This window comes from Devosia sp. 919, from assembly GCF_013185965.1.
Lineage (GTDB): Bacteria > Pseudomonadota > Alphaproteobacteria > Rhizobiales > Devosiaceae > Devosia.
In genome coordinates this window covers 2334838-2350927 of the sequence record NZ_JABAOL010000001.1, presented here as the reverse complement: position 1 = coordinate 2350927, position 16090 = coordinate 2334838, and the positions used below count along the sequence as shown (strand labels likewise).

Sequence of the window (16090 nt, the reverse complement as noted above, 5' to 3'; positions counted from 1 at the left end):
TTCGGAGGCCAAAATGGCTGACCAATACGACTTACTCGTGATCGGCGCCGGCCCTGGTGGCTATGTGGCCGCCATTCGCGGGGCACAGCTGGGCATGAAAGTTGCCGTTGTAGAGCGCGAGCACATGGCCGGCATCTGTTCCAACTGGGGCTGCATCCCCACCAAGGCTCTGCTGCGTACGGCCGAGGTATACGGCCATATGGAGCATGCCAGCAATTACGGGCTCAAGGCCAATGACTACGGCTTTGACATGGATGCCATCGTCAAGCGTTCGCGCGCCATTGCCGCGCAGATGAACAATGGCGTGCAGTTTCTGATGAAGAAGAACAAGGTCGACATCATCTGGGGCGAAGCCGTCCTCACCAAACCGGGTGAAATCCGGGTTGCGCCGACCAAGAAGGCGATCGTGCAGCCGCAGGGCCCGGTGCCCAAGAATGCGCTGGGCGAGGGGACCTACAAGGCCAAGAACATCATCATCGCTACCGGTGCCCGTCCTCGCGTGCTGCCCGGCATCGAGCCAGATGGGGAACGCATCTGGACCTATTTTGAAGCCATGAAACCGGCGAGCATGCCCAAGTCGCTGGTGGTGATGGGCTCGGGCGCGATTGGCGTCGAGTTCGCATCCTTCTACCGCTCCATGGGGGCGGAAGTGACGATTATCGAGCTGCTGCCGCAGATCTTGCCGGTGGAGGATGCCGAGATATCGGGCCTTGCGCGCAAGCGTCTGGAAAAACGCGGCATCAAGATCCTGACCGAAGCCAAGGTGGCCAAGGTTGACAAGACAGCGGACGGCATTGTTGCTCATGTTGAGCTCAAGGGCGGCGAAAAGCAGGAGATCCGTGGCGAAAAGCTGATCTCGGCCATCGGTGTGCAGTGTAATATCGAGAATATCGGGCTTGAGACCGTTGGTGTGAAAACCGAGCGCGGCGCCATCGTGATCGATGGCTTCGGCAAGACCAATGTGGACGGTATCTGGGCCATTGGCGACGTCGCGGGTCCCCCGATGCTGGCGCACAAGGCCGAGCATGAAGCGGTGATCACGGTCGAAAAAATCGCGGGCATGCACGCCCATCCGCTCGAAAAGCTCAAGGTCCCCGGTTGCACCTATTGCGAGCCGCAGGTGGCAAGTGTCGGGCTCACCGAAGCGAAGGCCAAGGAAAGCGGGCGCGAGATCAAGGTCGGGCGGTTCCCGTTCGTGGGTAATGGCAAGGCCATTGCACTGGGTGAACCGGATGGCCTGGTCAAAACCATCTTCGACGCCAAGACCGGCGAGTTGCTCGGTGCCCACATGATCGGGGCTGAGGTGACCGAATTGATCCAGGGCTTTGTGATCGCCATGAACCTCGAAACTACCGAGGAAGAGCTGATCCACACCATCTTCCCACACCCTACGCTGAGCGAGACGATGAAGGAAAGCGTTCTGGATGCCTATGGGCGGGCGTTGAACGTCTAGGCGCGCCGGCAATGAGCGCACTGCGGACAAACACAGGGAACAAGCCAGATGGTCAAAGCCATTCAGGTCGGCCTCGGGTTCTGGGGCTTCGACTGGACCAAGGAAGTTATTCCCCAGGTCCGCACGGTCGAGATGGTGGCCTATGTAGATGCCAATCCTGAGGCGATTGCGCGCGTCCAGGCTGAACTGGGTGTCCCCCAGAACAAGTGCTTTCTCAGCCTCGAAGAGGCGGCGCGAAGCGTAGAGGCCGATCTGGTGATCGCCACCTTGCGCACCGAAGCGCATTATCCCGTCGTCAAGCAGGCTCTTGAGCTCGATTTCAACGTCATCGTCGAAAAGCCCTTTGCCTCAACTATCGCGCAGGCCAAGGAGTTGGTGGCGCTCGCCAAAGCGCGCAACCGTATCTTGATGGTCAGCCAGAACTACCGCTTCCAGCCAGCTCCGATCGCCGCCGCGGAAATGATCGGCGCGCAAAAGTTCGGGCCGATCAATCTGGTTTCCATTGATTTCCGCCGCCACGCGCCGTCCCAGGGCTACCGCTATTGGGACATGCCCGATCCGCTGCTCGCTGATATGTCGATCCACCATTTTGACCTGATGCGCATGGTGCTCAACGACAATCCCAAGCGCGTGTCCTGCCGCACCTGGAACCCGGCGGGCAGCCCCTTTGGGCATCACCCGACAGGCGTTGCGACAATAGAGTTCGAGAAGGGCGTGATTGTCTCTTATCGGGGCTCCTGGATGAGCAATGGTCCGGCCACGCCCTGGGCCGGGGAATGGACCATCGACTGCTCGGAAGGCGAAATCTGGTGGACCTCGCGGGATCACTTCATGGGCAAGGCGGGTCCGGATCGGCTGCAAACCCGCGAGCGTGATGCTCAGCCCAAGCAGGTTGAACTGGCGCCGGTGGAATACCCCGACCGCAGGGGAACCCTAGCTGCGGTCGCCAAGGTGATCGAGACCGGGTCGGTCCCGGCTCGCTTCAGTTCGGGCGAGGACAACCTTTATTCCCTCGCCCTGGTACAGGCGACGATCCTTTCGGCATTTCGCGATGGCGAGTGGGTCGAGATCGCCGAGGTGATGGATCGGGTTTGAACTTCTCGGTCATGCAACGAGAGGCTGGGTTGAACCGGCCCCGTAAGGGAGCGATATAGCAGGCACATCGTGCCAGTCAGGACCTCATCTTGGTTACGCTCATCGACAATTCGCTGCTTAAGCCCCGCCACCCGGAAAAGGAGCATCGGCCCGACAATGCCGTGCTGCGCAAGCCGGACTGGATTCGTGTGCGCGCGCCGGGCTCGCCGGTCTACAAGGAAACCCAGCAGATCGTGCGCGAGAATAATCTCGTCACGGTGTGCGAGGAAGCGGGCTGCCCCAATATCGGCGAGTGCTGGAGCAAGAAGCACGCGACCATGATGATCATGGGCGAGATCTGCACCCGCGCCTGCGCCTTTTGCAATGTGCGCACGGGCCTGCCGGGGCCGCTTGATCCCAATGAGCCGGAGAATGTCGCCAAGGCCGTGCAGAAGCTCGGGCTCGAACACGTCGTGATCACTTCGGTGGATCGCGATGACCTGGCTGACGGCGGTGCCCGGCACTTCGCCGAAGTTATCCTGGCGATCCGCGCCAGCAACCCAGGCACTACGATCGAGATTTTGACCCCTGATTTCCTGCGCAAGGATGGCGCATTGGAGATCGTCGTTGCGGCCAAACCCGATGTGTTCAACCACAATTTGGAAACGGTGCCGTCCAAATATCTGAAGGTGCGGCCAGGCGCCCGTTACTTCCACTCCATCCGCCTGCTGCAAAAGGTCAAGGAACTCGATCCCACCATGTTCACCAAGTCGGGGATCATGGTTGGGCTGGGCGAAGAGCGCAACGAAGTGCTCCAGCTGATGGACGATCTGCGCTCAGCCGATGTGGATTTCCTCACCATTGGCCAGTATCTGCAGCCCACTAAGAAGCACTATCCGCTGCAGCGGTTCGTGACGCCCGAGGAGTTCAAGTCTTACGCCACCGTGGCGACGGCTAAGGGCTTCTCCCTCGTGTCCTCTAGCCCGCTGACGCGCTCGTCCCACCATGCGGGCGAGGATTTCGCACGCCTTCGCACTGCACGGCTCCAGAAGCTTGGTTATTGATGAAACGTACTTTTGAGCGGCATGTGCCGCATCTGCCCCAACGCATGTTCGAAATCGTCGCCGATCTGGAAGACTATCCGCGTTTCGTGCCCAACTGCCGTAACATGGTGGTGCAGCCCGACCCGGCCGCGCCCGAGAGTACCCGGCTCGCCCGCATGACCCTGTCCTTTGGTCCCATCACGCAGGCCTATACGAGCCGAGTGAAGCTGGATTCTGAAGCACTGGTAATCGATGCCAAGGCGGTGGACGGTCCCTTTAGTTATCTCGACAGTCGCTGGCGCTTCGAGCCGGAAGGGGAGGGGACACGCGTGCGCTTCGAGATCGACTTCAAGATCTCCAATCCCTTCATTGCCGCCGTGGCCGAGCCCGCCTTTGCCGCCAAGCAGGAAGAGATCATGCGCGCCTTTGGCGAGGAAGCGGACCGGCGCTACGGGCTTTGAACATCCCCTAGCACCTGAAGCGCCAAATCGAGCGCTGCATCGACGCTGGCGCGGCGGATACCGTCGCGACCCAAATCGCCGAAGCGGTGCTCGATCACGACGGTCGCGAGTTCTGACGACATCGCTACATAAACCAGGCCCACCGGTTTTTTCTCGCTGCCTCCGTCCGGACCGGCAATACCAGTGACTGACAGGGCGTAGTCAGCCCGCGCCGTGTTGCGCGCGCCGTCCGCCATGGCGCGCGCAACCTGGTTGGACACGGCGCCATAATCCCGGATCAAGCGGGGCTGCACCTGGATCATGCGCGACTTGGCCGCGTTCGCGTAGGTGATATAGCCGCCGTAAAAGGCCGATGATGAGCCGGGAACATCGGTAATGGCCGCCCCGATCATCCCCCCGGTACAGCTTTCGGCGGTGACGATTGTCTTGCCAGCAGCAGCCAACAGCGCGATGACGCGCTCCGCCCGACCAGGCTCTGGTTTGAGGGTCATCAATCGAGCCTCGGCAGTTCAATGCTGGCGCTGGCCATGGCGACCATTCCTTCCTCCCGCCCGATAAAACCGAGCCGCTCGTTCGTCGTCGCCTTGATCGCGATTCTCGTAGTCGCAATTCCAAGCGCCTCGCCGATCACAGCTTGCATGGCGGGCACATGTTCGGCAATCCGCGGCCGCTCGCAAACTATCGTGACGTCGACATTAACGATCCGGCCCCCCGCTTTGTTCACGAGGTCACCGGCGTGCCGCAGGAACACGACGGAACCCACGCCTTTCCATCGGTCGTCGCTGGGCGGAAAATGAATGCCGATATCCCCTTCGCCTATGGCACCCAGCAGAGCGTCGGTGAGGGCATGCAGCGCCACGTCCGCGTCAGAGTGACCCTTGAGCTTGGCGGTGTGTGGAATACGCACGCCGCCCAGCCAGACAGCGTCGCCCGGCTCGAAGGGGTGCACGTCAAAGCCGGTGCCAACACGGGTTTCTGTGATCATCTCAGCTCCTGCCAGCAGGCGCTCGGCTAGCTGGAAATCATTTGGGTGGGTAATCTTGAGATTGCGATGCGTGCCCGGCACCAGCCCTACCCGTAGGCCGGCCCATTCGGCGATCTCGGCATCGTCGGTGAAGGTGCGCCGCACCGTCGAAGCGCGCATATGCGCCGAGAACAACTGGGGAAAGCGGAAACCCTGTGGGGTCTGCGCCGCAAACAAGGTCGAGCGATCCTCGGTCGCCGTGACCAGGGCGCCATCCGGCGAGCGCTTGATGGTGTCGGTTACTCCTACGGCGGGCAGGGCGCCTTCCAGTTCGGCAAGCGCATCGATCACCCCGGCGACCACGTCACCTTTCACCAGCGGGCGAGCAGCGTCCTGGATCAAGACGTAGTCCGGCCGCAGCTTGGCGAGGCTTTTTAGCCCCTCCAGCACCGAAGCCTGCCGGGTAGCGCCGCCAGACACCGGGGGCAATAGATTCTCATGCTGCAATTCTAGAGCCGCAAAGCGATCGGCATGCTCGGCATGGATAACCGGCAGCACATATTGAACTTCGGGCAGCCCCAGAAATGCCTTGAGGGTGCGCGACAGCACCGCCTCGCCCGCTAGCATGCGATACTGTTTGGGCTCGGAAACGCCGCCTGCAGCGGCCCTCTCGCCGCGCCCCGCAGCAACAACGATGACGGCAATGGATCGAGAACGCATAAGCAGGGAACCTGAAACAACAAACCGTCACATCGCGCTGGTCTAACCGCGCTGCAGCCATGCGGCAAGTGCAGGCAGGCCTCTCCCTCAGCGCAGCGTTTGACTGTTGCGTGCTCGGTGGAATTGATTATTGTGCAGGCAAATCCCACGAAGTGAATAAATCCGGGGCAGTTGGTGAGTAAGTTTGCCTGCGCGTTGAGCATCGGAAAGCATCAGCTTCCGAACAATGCCTTGCTGGCCCCAATGGCGGGCATAACCGACCGCCCGTTCCGCTCCCTGGCCGAGCGCTTCGGTGCCGGCATGGTAGTGTCGGAGATGATCGCCAGCGCCGCGCTCACCACCGGACACCAGGACATGGTGCGCAAGCTCGGCAAGCCCGCCGGCTCCCTGCCGCATATGGTACAGTTGGCCGGCTGCGAAGCAGAGTGGATGGCCGCTGGGGCGCGCGCGGCCTATGAGGCTGGCGCTGATATCATCGACATCAATTTCGGCTGTCCCGCCAAGCGGGTGACCAACGGGTATTCCGGTTCAGCCCTGATGCGGGTGCCCGATCAGGCCATTGCCCTGGTGGATGCTGTTGTGACCGCCACTCCGCTTCCTGTCACGGTGAAAATGCGTTTGGGCTGGGACGACGACACGCTCAACGCGCCCGAAATCGCCCGACGGGCGGTCGAGGCGGGAGCGCAGATGATCACGGTGCATGGGCGCACTCGCCAGCAATTCTACAAGGGCCAGGCCCGCTGGGACCGCGTGCGCGCCGTGGTTGAGGCTGTCTCAGTGCCCGTTGTGGTCAATGGCGACATCATCGATCTCGCCACGGCGCGCGAGGCGCTGGCCCTGTCGGGCGCTGCAGCGGTGATGCTGGGCCGGGGGGCCCAAGGCCGCCCCTGGGCGGTGGGTCAAATCGGCGCCGAGCTTGCTGGCGAAGCGCCCGCTCCGGCACCGATCGGCACTGCGCTGGCCGAACTCGTCGCCGAGCATTACGAAGCGATCCTGCTTGAATATGGCACCGCTGTTGGCCTTCGCGCCGCCCGCAAGCACCTCGACTGGTATGCGGAAGCGGCGGATCTTTCCTTCGACAAAGCCACTCGCACCGCGCTGCTTAACTGTGAGTCGCCGCCTGAGGTGCTCAGCATGATCTCTCGCCTTTATGCCGCCGACTGGAGGGTTGCCGCTTGAACGCGACGCTTGATGAGTTCCCGTCCACCGCCGTGCTGCAGGCGTTGCCACAGCCCATCATCGTCTGCGCGGAAGACCGCCAGATCACCTTCGTCAATTACGCCGCCGAGGCGTTTTTCGGCGCTTCGCTCAGCGTTCTCAGCCGCCAAAAGCTTGATGATCTCATTGCCTTCGGCTCGCCCATTATCGGGCTCGTTGATACCGTTGCTACCCGGCGGGCACCGATGACGGAATATCGCGTGCGGGTGGGTTCATCGCGCTTCGGTGACGAGCGCATTGCCGACGTGTTTGCCAGCCCGATTTCCGACACCGATGGCCGCATCGCGATCCTCATCCAGGAGCGCACCATGGCCGACAAGATCGACCGGCAGATGGTTTCGCGCGGTGCCGCCCGTTCGGTCACCGGCCTGGCCTCCATGCTCGCCCATGAGATCAAGAACCCGCTTTCAGGGATCCGAGGTGCCGCGCAGCTTCTGGAACAATCCGTTGCCAGCGAGGAAATTCCGCTCGCCCGACTCATCCGTGAGGAAACCGACCGCATCGTCAACCTGATCGACCGCGTCGAGGTCTTTGGCGACGAGCGGCCGATGGAACGAGACGCTATCAACATTCACGTCATCCTTGATCGGGTGAAGCTGCTCGCGCGCAATGGTGTTGCCCGCGGCATTGCCTTTTCTGAGGAATACGATCCGTCCCTGCCTCCAGTGCTCGGCAATCGCGACCAGCTGATCCAGGTGTTCATCAACCTGGTCAAGAATGCCTCCGAGGCACTGGAGCGCACGCAAAAACCCGAGATAAGGCTCACAACGGCGTTTCGCCCCGGCATTCGCATCAGCGTCACCGGCGTTTCCGAACGTATCTCGCTGCCACTCGAGATCGTGATCGAAGACAATGGCCCGGGAGTCCCTCCCGATATTCTGCCGTTCCTGTTTGATCCATTCGTGACCACCAAGACCAATGGCTCGGGCCTTGGCCTTGCCCTTGTTGCCAAGATCGTCGGTGATCATGGTGGTGTCATCGATTGCGAGAGCCGCCCCGGCCGCACGCGCTTCCGCATTCTCCTTCCGGTCGCCAGTGGCGTTTCTCAAGCGCCATCCGAAGAGGTTTCGGCTCCATGAGTCACGTTGTTCTGCTTGCCGATGATGATGCCGCCATTCGCATGGTGCTCAACCAGGCCTTGACCCGTGCGGGCTACGAGGTTCGTCCCACGGGCAATATATCCACCATGTGGAACTGGGTCAGCCGCGGGGAAGGGGACATCCTCATCACTGATGTGGCCATGCCCGACGGCAATGCCTTTGAGGTCATGCCCAAGATCAAGAAGATCCGGCCGGACCTGCCCATGATCGTGATGTCGGCCCAGAACACCTTCATGACGGCAATTCGCGCCTCCGAGGTTGGTGCCTACGAATACCTACCCAAGCCGTTCGACATCACCGAAGTCCTGTCGGTTGTCGCACGCGGACTGGCCGATGCCAAAAAGCCCACACCCGCCGAACGCAAGGCGGAAGATCCAGGCGAAACCATGCCGCTGGTGGGCCGCTCCACCGCGATGCAGGACATCTATCGCGCTCTTGCCCGGCTGATGCAGACTGACCTTACCGTCATGATCAACGGCGAAAGCGGCACCGGCAAGGAACTGGTGGCGCGCGCGCTCCACGACTTCGGCAAGCGCCGCAATGGCCCGTTTGTAGCCATCAACATGGCCGCCATTCCCCGCGACCTGATTGAGGCCGAATTGTTCGGCCATGAAAAAGGGGCGTTCACCGGTGCCAATGCGCGCTCTTCTGGCCGCTTCGAGCAGGCCGAAGGGGGCACGCTCTTTCTCGATGAAATCGGCGACATGCCGATGGACGCGCAAACCCGGCTTCTGCGCGTGCTGCAGGAGGGAGAGTACACGATGGTCGGTGGTCGCAGCGCCATCAAGACCAATGTGCGCATCGTCGCCGCCACTCACCGCGACCTCAGCCAGATGATCCGGCAAGGACTGTTCCGCGAGGATTTGTTTTATCGCCTCAATGTCGTGCCGCTTCGGCTGCCGCCGCTGCGCGAGCGGGTGGAGGATGTCGGTGACCTCGCAGCCCACTTCCTGCGCTCGGCCCAACGGGAAGGCGAGCCGCCCAAGACCATCACGCCCGAAGCCATTCGGCTCATGCAGAACTATGCCTGGCCCGGCAATGTGCGCGAGCTGGAAAACCTCGTTCGCCGGCTTTCTGCCCTTTATGTCGACGAGAACATTTCCGCCGAGATCGTCCAGAACGAACTGAACATCATTGATCGCTCCCCCTCGTCAGCCCCCAGCGGTCCTGTCGACGTCTCCATGGCGGTGGAAACCCATGTGGGGCAACTGCTGCGCGAGTACGAGCCCAATCTGCCCCCGGCCGGGCTCTATCAGCGGGTGATCGACAAGGTGGAAGCCCCGCTAATCGCCATGGCGCTCAACGCCTGCGGTGGCAATCAGATCAAGGCCGCGGACCTGCTGGGCCTGAACCGCAACACGCTACGCAAGAAGATCCGCACTCACAGCATCGAAATTGTAAAACACAGCCGACGCAACGGCTGATCCGGGTCGATTAGAGACCAAAACCGCTCCACGCAGCGGAAGCACGGCCGCGCCGCGGCCGCGGGTGTCACATTTCGGCAACAATTATCTTGAAGGAAGGAGCGAATTGGGTCAGGCTCCGCCTCCCCACGGCAGCAACGGGCCCGGACCACGATTTGACCGAAGCGACAAGCAGGATCATCCGATACAAGGCGGGGCGGCCAGCGAAGGCTGCAGCAAAGTCGCGCTCGCTGTTTGCCGCCGCTGGCAATGGACCGCTCCGCGTTCTGGGCTTTGTGGTCGTAGTGGCATCGGTGCTGATGTCCTCGCTGTCCTTCCTGATTCTGTCTGGCATCACGCGGATCGAGCCATCCCCGGAGGTGTGGACCGCAATCTGGATCGTCACTGGCATCCTCGTACTGCTGGTGATCGCGCTGGTGGTGACCGAGGCGACCTTGCTGGTGCAGGCGCGCCTGCGCCGTCAGGCAGGCGCCGGCATGCAGATCCAGATGGTCGGCATGTTCGCCTTTGTGGCGGCGGTTCCCGCAGTGATCGTTGCCGTCGTGGCTTCGCTGGCGCTCAACCAGGGGCTCGACCAGTGGTTCTCCGAGCGAACCCGAGCCATGGTAGAAAGCTCGCGCCTCGTCGCCCGCTCCTACATGCTCGAGCATGCCCAGGTGCTGCGCGACGACATCATCTGGGTGGCGGCTGAACTTGAGCAGGCCCATGGCACCTTCGAGGAGGACGAAGACCGCTTCCGACGCATCCTGACTGCCTTGGCCATTACCCGCTCGCTCCCTTTCACCTCGCTGATCACCGGCGACGGTGAAACGCTGATGCGTGCCCAGATTGCCGTCCAAGGCGCTTATCCCAAGCTACCCGAGGGAATCACCCAAGGCGTGGGGGAGGGGGCTCCGACTTCAATTGCCCCGGGCAAGACCAATCTGGTCGGCTCCATCGTCAAGCTGCGCGGCTATGACGACACTTTCCTGTTCGTCGCCCGGCCGGTTGACGCCGAGGTGCTCGAATATATGCGCCTCACCGACGAGAACATCACCGAGTACCGGGAATACGCCTCCAACCGGCTGGTGCTGCAGATCACCTTTACCATCATGTATATCGGTCTCGCGGTGGTGCTGCTCCTCGCCGCCCTCTGGACCGGCATTGCGCTCGCCAACCGGTTCGTCGACCCAATCCGTAACCTGATGATCGCCTCCTCCCGCGTCAGCCGCGGCGAGTTGGACGTTCAGGTGCCCGTGCAGGAGGGCAGGGGCGATCTGCGTGATCTCTCCACTGGCTTTAACCGCATGACCCAGCAGTTGCGCTCTCAGCGCGAAGCGCTGCTGACGGCCAACGAGATGAACGAGAAGCGTCGGCAGTTCACCGAAGCGGTGGTGGAGGGCGTCTCCGCCGGCATCATTGGCCTCGACTCATTTGGCGCGGTAACTCTCGTGAATGCCCGCGCCTGCGAGATGCTCGACACCGATGAAATCAGCCTGATGGGCAAGCGCATCGAGGATGTGATGAGCCAACTCGCACCCATCCTGGAGCGAGCCCGTTCGGCGCGTCGCGGCCAGGTTCGCGATCAGATCCAGCTCGGCAACGAAACGGACCGGCGCACCTATCAGGTCCAGCTCACCCGCGAAGGCTCCATCGCCGAATCCAAGGGCTATGTTCTGACCTTTGACGATATCACCGATCTCGAATCGGCTCAGCGCACCAGCGCCTGGGCCGACGTGGCGCGACGCGTGGCCCATGAGATCAAGAACCCCCTGACCCCCATCCAGCTTTCCGCCGAGCGCCTGCGCCGTCGCTATGGCGCCAAGCTCGAAGATGATCGCGATGTGTTCGACAAGTGCATCAACACCATCGTGCGGCAGGTTGGCGATATCGGTCGGATGGTCGACGAGTTCTCGGCGTTCGCGCGCATGCCAGAAGCGGCGCCCGAACCGGCCGATCTGTCAGATACCGTGCGCCAAGCCGTGTTCCTGGAAAGCGTCCGCTTGCCGGATCTCAACATCATCACGCATCTGCCCGAAAAGGCCATCATTGCCTTCTTTGACAGCCGCCTGATCTCCCAAACGCTGACCAACCTCATCAAGAACGCGGTGGAAGCTTTCGAGTCGGTGCCGACTGGTCCTGATTGGGAGCCCACCATCACGGTCGCGGCGCAACTTGAAGGCAATTTCGCCCGGGTCACCGTTTCTGACAACGGCAAGGGCTGGCCTAAGGACAACCGGCAGCGGCTGCTCGAGCCTTATATGACAACGCGCGAAAAGGGCACGGGGCTGGGCCTCGCCATCGTCGCCAAGATTGTCGAACAGCATGGCGGTATCGTCGAGCTGGTCGACGCCGAACCAGATCCCAGCGGCCGGGTAGGGGCTTGCGTGACCTTCACGCTGCCCCTCCGCTCGCCCCACAGCTTTTCGGATAACGCCGGTTCCTCGCGGCAGGAACAATGGCCATCCCAACAGGAGGAACCGCTCATGCAAGCGGCTGTTCACACCTAATGGCACTCGACATTCTGATCATCGACGACGAAGACGACATCCGCGAACTCATTGCGGGCATCCTTGAGGACGAAGGCTTTGAAGCTCGCCAGGCTCATGACGCCGATAGCGGTCTCAACGAGATCGCCCGCCGGCGGCCCAGCCTCGTTTTCCTCGACATCTGGATGCAGGGCTCGCGGCTCGACGGCTTGCAATTGCTCGATGTCTTCCAGTCCCAGCACCCCGAAATGCCGGTGGTAATGATTTCGGGCCACGGCAATGTTGAAACCGCCGTTTCCGCCATCCGCCGCGGCGCCTATGACTATATCGAAAAGCCGTTCAAGATTGACCGGCTGCTCCATATCACCCAGCGAGCGATGGAAGCGACGCGCCTGCGCAACGAGGTTGCCGAGCTCAAGGAGCGATCGGCCACCAAGAGCGAAATGGTGGGCAGCTCCCCCGCGCTCCAGCAGGTCCGCGGCCTGATCGAGAAATCCGCGCCCACCAATTCGCGCATCTTCATTTCCGGCCCTTCAGGCGTTGGCAAGGGGCTCGTCGCGCGCCTGCTGCATCAACGCAGCCCTCGCGCCGATTCGCCGTTTGTCGAGATCAACGCCTCCCTCTACGCCCCGGAAGAAGTGCCGGTGGTGCTGTTTGGGCGCGAAACCCGCGACAAGTCCGGCGTGCTCAAGGTTGAAGTCGGAGCGCTGGAAAAAGCTCATGGCGGCACACTTTACCTTTCCGAGGTTACTACGCTGCCGCAAGCCACCCAGGCAGCCTTGCTCCGTACGCTGGTCGAGAACCGCTTTAATCGTGTCGGCGGAACCCAGGCGGTGCCGATCGATGTTCGAATCATCGCCTCGAGTTCGCAGAACGTTGCCGCGCAGATCGAGTCGGGAGAATTCCGCAGCGACCTGTTCCATCGCCTTTCCATCGTGCCCTTGCCGATCACGCCCCTTAAGGAGCGGCGCGAAGACGTGCCGCCGCTGGTCAACGTGTTCATTGAGCAGGTCTGCCGCATGCACAATCTTCAGCGCCTGGCCGTCGGCGACGACGCCATGGCGGTGCTCCAGGCACAGGAATGGCCCGGTAATGCCCGCCAGTTGCGCAACTCGATCGAACGGCTCCTGATTCTGATGAAGGACCAGCAGCCCGAAGACGGCACAATCAGCGCAGCCATGCTGCCGTCTGATATCGGCGAGGTGCTGCCAACCGTAGGGGACACCGACTCGTCGGCCCATCTGATGAGCCTGCCGCTGCGCGACGCGCGCGAAGTGTTCGAGCGGCAGTATCTGCTGGCGCAAATCGAGCGTTTCGGCGGGAACATCTCCAAGACTGCGGAGTTCGTCGGTATGGAGCGCAGTGCTTTGCATCGCAAGATCAAGTCGCTGGGACTCTAAGACCGAGGAAAACGTAGCCGAGCCATGCAGCCGCCGCGGGTAGGCAGCAAAAAGCAGGCGTGCCATAGTGCCGGAACAAACGACGACCCCATAAACCGGAACAACGCGGTGCTTCCGGGGACCATACAGACGCTCAATCAGAGGCGTCGCGCAACAAGACTGCCGCATAAAAGAGGCCTGAATGCCCAGTGAAAAGCAGCAGAATCTGCAAGATTCCTTTCTCAATCACGTGCGCAAGCAGAAGGTACCGGTCACCATATTCCTGGTGAACGGCGTCAAACTCCAGGGAGTAATCACCTGGTTTGACAATTTCTGCCTGCTGCTGCGGCGCGATGCGCAGTCGCAGCTCGTTTACAAGCACGCGATATCGACGATTATGCCCGGAGCCCCAATCCAGCTTTTCGATCCGGAGCAGAACCAAGACAGCGACTAATCCATGACCGATCACGACGAGCTAGACGACGACCTGCCAGGCGGACCCCAAGCTTTTATCGACCGGCGCGAGGTACCCACGCGCGCCGGCCTGATTTGCCCCGATGTGCGCGGCAGTTCCTCCGCCCATACCATCGAATCGCGCAAGTCCGAGTTCGAGGGGCTCGCTGGAGCCATTCGGCTCGACATCGTATTCTCCGAGGTGCTCAAGGTTCGCGAGATCAAGCCGGCCACTTTTCTTGGCGGCGGCCACGTGGAAACCCTGGCGCAGCGCGTCAAGAACGAGGATATCGACTTGTTGCTGGTGGATGCGGCGCTGACGCCGATCCAGCAGCGCAATCTCGAAAAAGAAACCGGCGCTAAGGTGCTCGACCGCACCGCGCTGATCCTGGAGATTTTCGGCGAGCGCGCGGCAACCCGCGAAGGCGTGCTGCAGGTGGAACTGGCCCACCTCAACTACCAGAAGAGCCGTCTGGTGCGCTCCTGGACCCACCTTGAGCGGCAGCGCGGCAGCGGCGGCCTGGGCTTCATGGGCGGCCCGGGCGAAACCCAGATCGAAAGCGATCGGCGGCAGCTGACCGATCGGATTGTGCTGCTCGAGGATAGGCTGGAAAAGGTCAAGAAGACGCGCGCTCAGCAGCGGCGGCAGCGCGACGACACCCCGTTCCCCATTGTGGCGCTGGTGGGTTATACCAATGCCGGTAAGTCGAGCCTGTTCAATGCTCTGACCGGGGCAGGGGTGTTCGCCGAGAATCTCCTCTTTGCTACCCTAGACACCACCGTGCGCAAGCTGCAGCTGCCGCATGGGCGCGAGGTGATGATCAGCGACACTGTGGGCTTCGTTGCCGATCTACCCACCGACCTCGTTGCTGCTTTCCGCGCCACGCTTGAAGAAGTGGTGGATGCAGACGTTATTCTCCACGTCCGCGACATCGCCAATAATGACCATCTGGCGCAGGCGCTCGATGTGCTCAAGGTCCTGGGTGACTTGGGCGTTTCACCGGAAACCACGCCCGTCATCGAAGTGTGGAACAAGATCGATCTGCTGGCACCCGTCGCTGACGGCGATGATCCGCTGCTCGCCTCGGTCAGCCCGGCCGGCAAGGTCGCGGCAGTGGTACAGGTTTCCGCCAAAACCGGGCAGGGACTCGACGAGCTAAAGCTCGCGGTCGAGACCGCGCTCGCCGACAAGAGCCGCACCTATCATGTGCATGTGCCCCACAGCGCCGGCAGCGATATCGGCTGGCTGCATGCCCATTCCGAGATCATCTCGCGCGACGAACCCAATGAGCAGGGCTCGGGCTATGTGGTGCGCGTCGAACCGCGCCAGAAAGCGGCCTTCCTCGAGCGCTTCAATGGCCGGATCGAAAGCGTCGAAGCCTAGGCTTTGTCCGCGGCACGGATCTCGTTCCAATAGCTGTCAAGGCGCTCAAGCCCAGCGTCCTTGACAGCAACGCCGTCCTCGCGGCACCGCGCCTCCACATAGTGAAAGCGCCGGCTAAACTTGCTGTTGGCGTCCCGCAGCGCCGCTTCTGGATCAACGCCGGCTTGACGGGCCAGATTGGCGGCGGCGAACAGCAGGTCGCCGATTTCCTCCTGCACCGCGGCTTGATCCTGCATTTCACGCGCGCTGTCGACTTCAGCCAGCTCTTCCAGCAGCTTCTCCTTGACCGCTGCATAGTGGGGCCAGTCAAAGCCAACCTGAGCCGCACGCTTGGTCAGCTTCTCGGCCCGGGCAAGCGCTGGCAGCGTCGAGGGGACATCATCGAGCACTGAAGGCGTCTGCTCGCCCTTGCGAGCCGCCTTGGCGGCGCGTTCGTCGACCTTGATGGCTTCCCAGCGGCTTTGGGCCGCTTCCGCATCATTGGCATCGAGATCCCCAAACACATGCGGATGCCGGCGGATCAGCTTGCTGGTGATGGCATAGATCACATCGCCAATATCGAAGTGCCCAGCTTCCTTGGCCAGCTGCGCCTGGTAGATCGGCTGCAGCAGCAGATCACCCAGTTCTTCGCGCAGATCAGCGAAGTCCTCGCGCTCAACGGCGTCGGCGACCTCATAGGCTTCCTCGATCGTGTAGTGCCGGATGGTGGCAAAGGTCTGCTCCAGATCCCACGGGCAACCCGTCACCGGATCACGCAGCGCCGCCATGATCTCGATTAGCCGTGAAATTTCGCGCGAGGGTTGCATGGAGGAACCTTGATTGGAATCAGCGCCGACAGCTTAGCAATGCCTAGGGCTTGCCAGTAGCCCAGCACGGCAACAGCCAATTAGAGCGGGTGAGGCGGGTTCGCCAAGCCGTCAGCAGCCACGGTTTTCTGCACATCCGCAGT

Annotated in this window: 14 protein-coding genes; 11 read left to right on the top strand and 3 right to left on the bottom strand. The window is 61.8% G+C overall.

Annotated elements, in window-relative coordinates:
* Positions 1-13: 13 nt before the first annotated feature.
* From lpdA to HRQ64_RS11495, 4 genes are all read left to right on the top strand, one after another.
* On the top strand, positions 14-1453 hold the full coding sequence (lpdA, locus tag HRQ64_RS11510; RefSeq protein WP_172123378.1) for a dihydrolipoyl dehydrogenase: 1440 nt from the start codon (positions 14-16) through the stop codon (positions 1451-1453).
* A 48-nt stretch (positions 1454-1501) separates the two neighbouring features.
* Entirely contained in the window at positions 1502-2548 is a 1047-nt protein-coding gene (locus tag HRQ64_RS11505) for a Gfo/Idh/MocA family oxidoreductase (protein ID WP_172123377.1), read from the top strand.
* 89 nt (positions 2549-2637) lie between these two features.
* Positions 2638-3591 (top strand): lipoyl synthase, encoded by a 954-nt coding sequence (lipA, locus tag HRQ64_RS11500; protein ID WP_172123376.1) that lies wholly within the window; start codon positions 2638-2640, stop codon positions 3589-3591.
* Positions 3591-4031 (top strand): SRPBCC family protein, encoded by a 441-nt coding sequence (locus HRQ64_RS11495; protein WP_172123375.1) that lies wholly within the window; start codon positions 3591-3593, stop codon positions 4029-4031. Before lipA ends, HRQ64_RS11495 begins: the two co-directional genes overlap by 1 nt.
* Here HRQ64_RS11495 and HRQ64_RS11490 read toward each other — a convergent pair.
* Together HRQ64_RS11490 and HRQ64_RS11485 are read right to left on the bottom strand one after the other, a co-directional pair.
* A complete protein-coding gene (locus HRQ64_RS11490) occupies positions 4019-4522 on the bottom strand; it encodes a CinA family protein (protein WP_172123374.1) in 504 nt (167 codons plus the stop codon). The two genes, HRQ64_RS11495 and HRQ64_RS11490, sit on opposite strands and share 13 nt — an antisense overlap.
* Complete coding sequence (locus HRQ64_RS11485; protein ID WP_172123373.1) at positions 4522-5715, bottom strand: bifunctional 2-C-methyl-D-erythritol 4-phosphate cytidylyltransferase/2-C-methyl-D-erythritol 2,4-cyclodiphosphate synthase; 1194 nt, start codon at positions 5713-5715, stop codon at positions 4522-4524. Before HRQ64_RS11485 ends, HRQ64_RS11490 begins: the two co-directional genes overlap by 1 nt.
* A 174-nt stretch (positions 5716-5889) precedes the next feature.
* On the opposite strand from HRQ64_RS11485, the gene dusB reads away from it, so the two are divergent.
* The 7 genes from dusB (at position 5890) to hflX (ending at position 15141) form a co-directional block, all read left to right on the top strand.
* Positions 5890-6894 (top strand): tRNA dihydrouridine synthase DusB, encoded by a 1005-nt coding sequence (gene dusB / locus HRQ64_RS11480; RefSeq protein WP_349236697.1) that lies wholly within the window; start codon positions 5890-5892, stop codon positions 6892-6894.
* The gene (locus HRQ64_RS11475; RefSeq protein WP_127753140.1) at positions 6891-8012 is read left to right on the top strand and encodes an ATP-binding protein; all 1122 of its coding nucleotides are present in this window, start codon (positions 6891-6893) and stop codon (positions 8010-8012) included. The genes dusB and HRQ64_RS11475 overlap by 4 nt, the downstream gene beginning before the upstream one ends.
* Positions 8009-9457: a nitrogen regulation protein NR(I) gene (gene ntrC, locus HRQ64_RS11470; RefSeq protein WP_127753139.1), complete on the top strand. Its 1449-nt coding sequence runs from the start codon at positions 8009-8011 to the stop codon at positions 9455-9457. The genes HRQ64_RS11475 and ntrC overlap by 4 nt, the downstream gene beginning before the upstream one ends.
* A gap of 155 nt (positions 9458-9612) precedes the next feature.
* Complete coding sequence (locus HRQ64_RS11465) at positions 9613-11946, top strand: PAS domain-containing sensor histidine kinase (protein ID WP_127753138.1); 2334 nt, start codon at positions 9613-9615, stop codon at positions 11944-11946.
* Entirely contained in the window at positions 11946-13325 is a 1380-nt protein-coding gene (locus tag HRQ64_RS11460; protein ID WP_127753137.1) for a sigma-54 dependent transcriptional regulator, read from the top strand. The genes HRQ64_RS11465 and HRQ64_RS11460 overlap by 1 nt, the downstream gene beginning before the upstream one ends.
* 181 nt (positions 13326-13506) lie before the next feature.
* Complete coding sequence (gene hfq, locus HRQ64_RS11455) at positions 13507-13758, top strand: RNA chaperone Hfq (RefSeq protein ID WP_046138466.1); 252 nt, start codon at positions 13507-13509, stop codon at positions 13756-13758.
* Positions 13759-13761: 3 nt separating this feature from the next.
* The gene (hflX, locus tag HRQ64_RS11450) at positions 13762-15141 is read left to right on the top strand and encodes a GTPase HflX (RefSeq protein ID WP_172123371.1); all 1380 of its coding nucleotides are present in this window, start codon (positions 13762-13764) and stop codon (positions 15139-15141) included.
* Here hflX and mazG read toward each other — a convergent pair.
* Complete coding sequence (gene mazG / locus HRQ64_RS11445; RefSeq protein ID WP_172123370.1) at positions 15138-15947, bottom strand: nucleoside triphosphate pyrophosphohydrolase; 810 nt, start codon at positions 15945-15947, stop codon at positions 15138-15140. The two genes, hflX and mazG, sit on opposite strands and share 4 nt — an antisense overlap.
* Positions 15948-16090: the final 143 nt, after the last annotated feature.

Excerpts from the sequence above, each read along its gene's own strand:
- lpdA (WP_172123378.1), top strand. The coding sequence starts at position 14 with ATGGCTGACCAATACGACTTACTCGTGATCGGCGCCGGCCCTGGTGGC.
- HRQ64_RS11505 (WP_172123377.1), top strand. The coding sequence starts at position 1,502 with ATGGTCAAAGCCATTCAGGTCGGCCTCGGGTTCTGGGGCTTCGACTGG.
- HRQ64_RS11495 (WP_172123375.1), top strand. The coding sequence starts at position 3,591 with ATGAAACGTACTTTTGAGCGGCATGTGCCGCATCTGCCCCAACGCATG.
- HRQ64_RS11490 (WP_172123374.1), bottom strand. The coding sequence starts at position 4,522 with ATGACCCTCAAACCAGAGCCTGGTCGGGCGGAGCGCGTCATCGCGCTG.
- HRQ64_RS11485 (WP_172123373.1), bottom strand. The coding sequence starts at position 5,715 with ATGCGTTCTCGATCCATTGCCGTCATCGTTGTTGCTGCGGGGCGCGGC.
- ntrC (WP_127753139.1), top strand. The coding sequence starts at position 8,009 with ATGAGTCACGTTGTTCTGCTTGCCGATGATGATGCCGCCATTCGCATG.
- HRQ64_RS11460 (WP_127753137.1), top strand. The coding sequence starts at position 11,946 with ATGGCACTCGACATTCTGATCATCGACGACGAAGACGACATCCGCGAA.
- hfq (WP_046138466.1), top strand. The coding sequence starts at position 13,507 with ATGCCCAGTGAAAAGCAGCAGAATCTGCAAGATTCCTTTCTCAATCAC.
- hflX (WP_172123371.1), top strand. The coding sequence starts at position 13,762 with ATGACCGATCACGACGAGCTAGACGACGACCTGCCAGGCGGACCCCAA.
- mazG (WP_172123370.1), bottom strand. The coding sequence starts at position 15,947 with ATGCAACCCTCGCGCGAAATTTCACGGCTAATCGAGATCATGGCGGCG.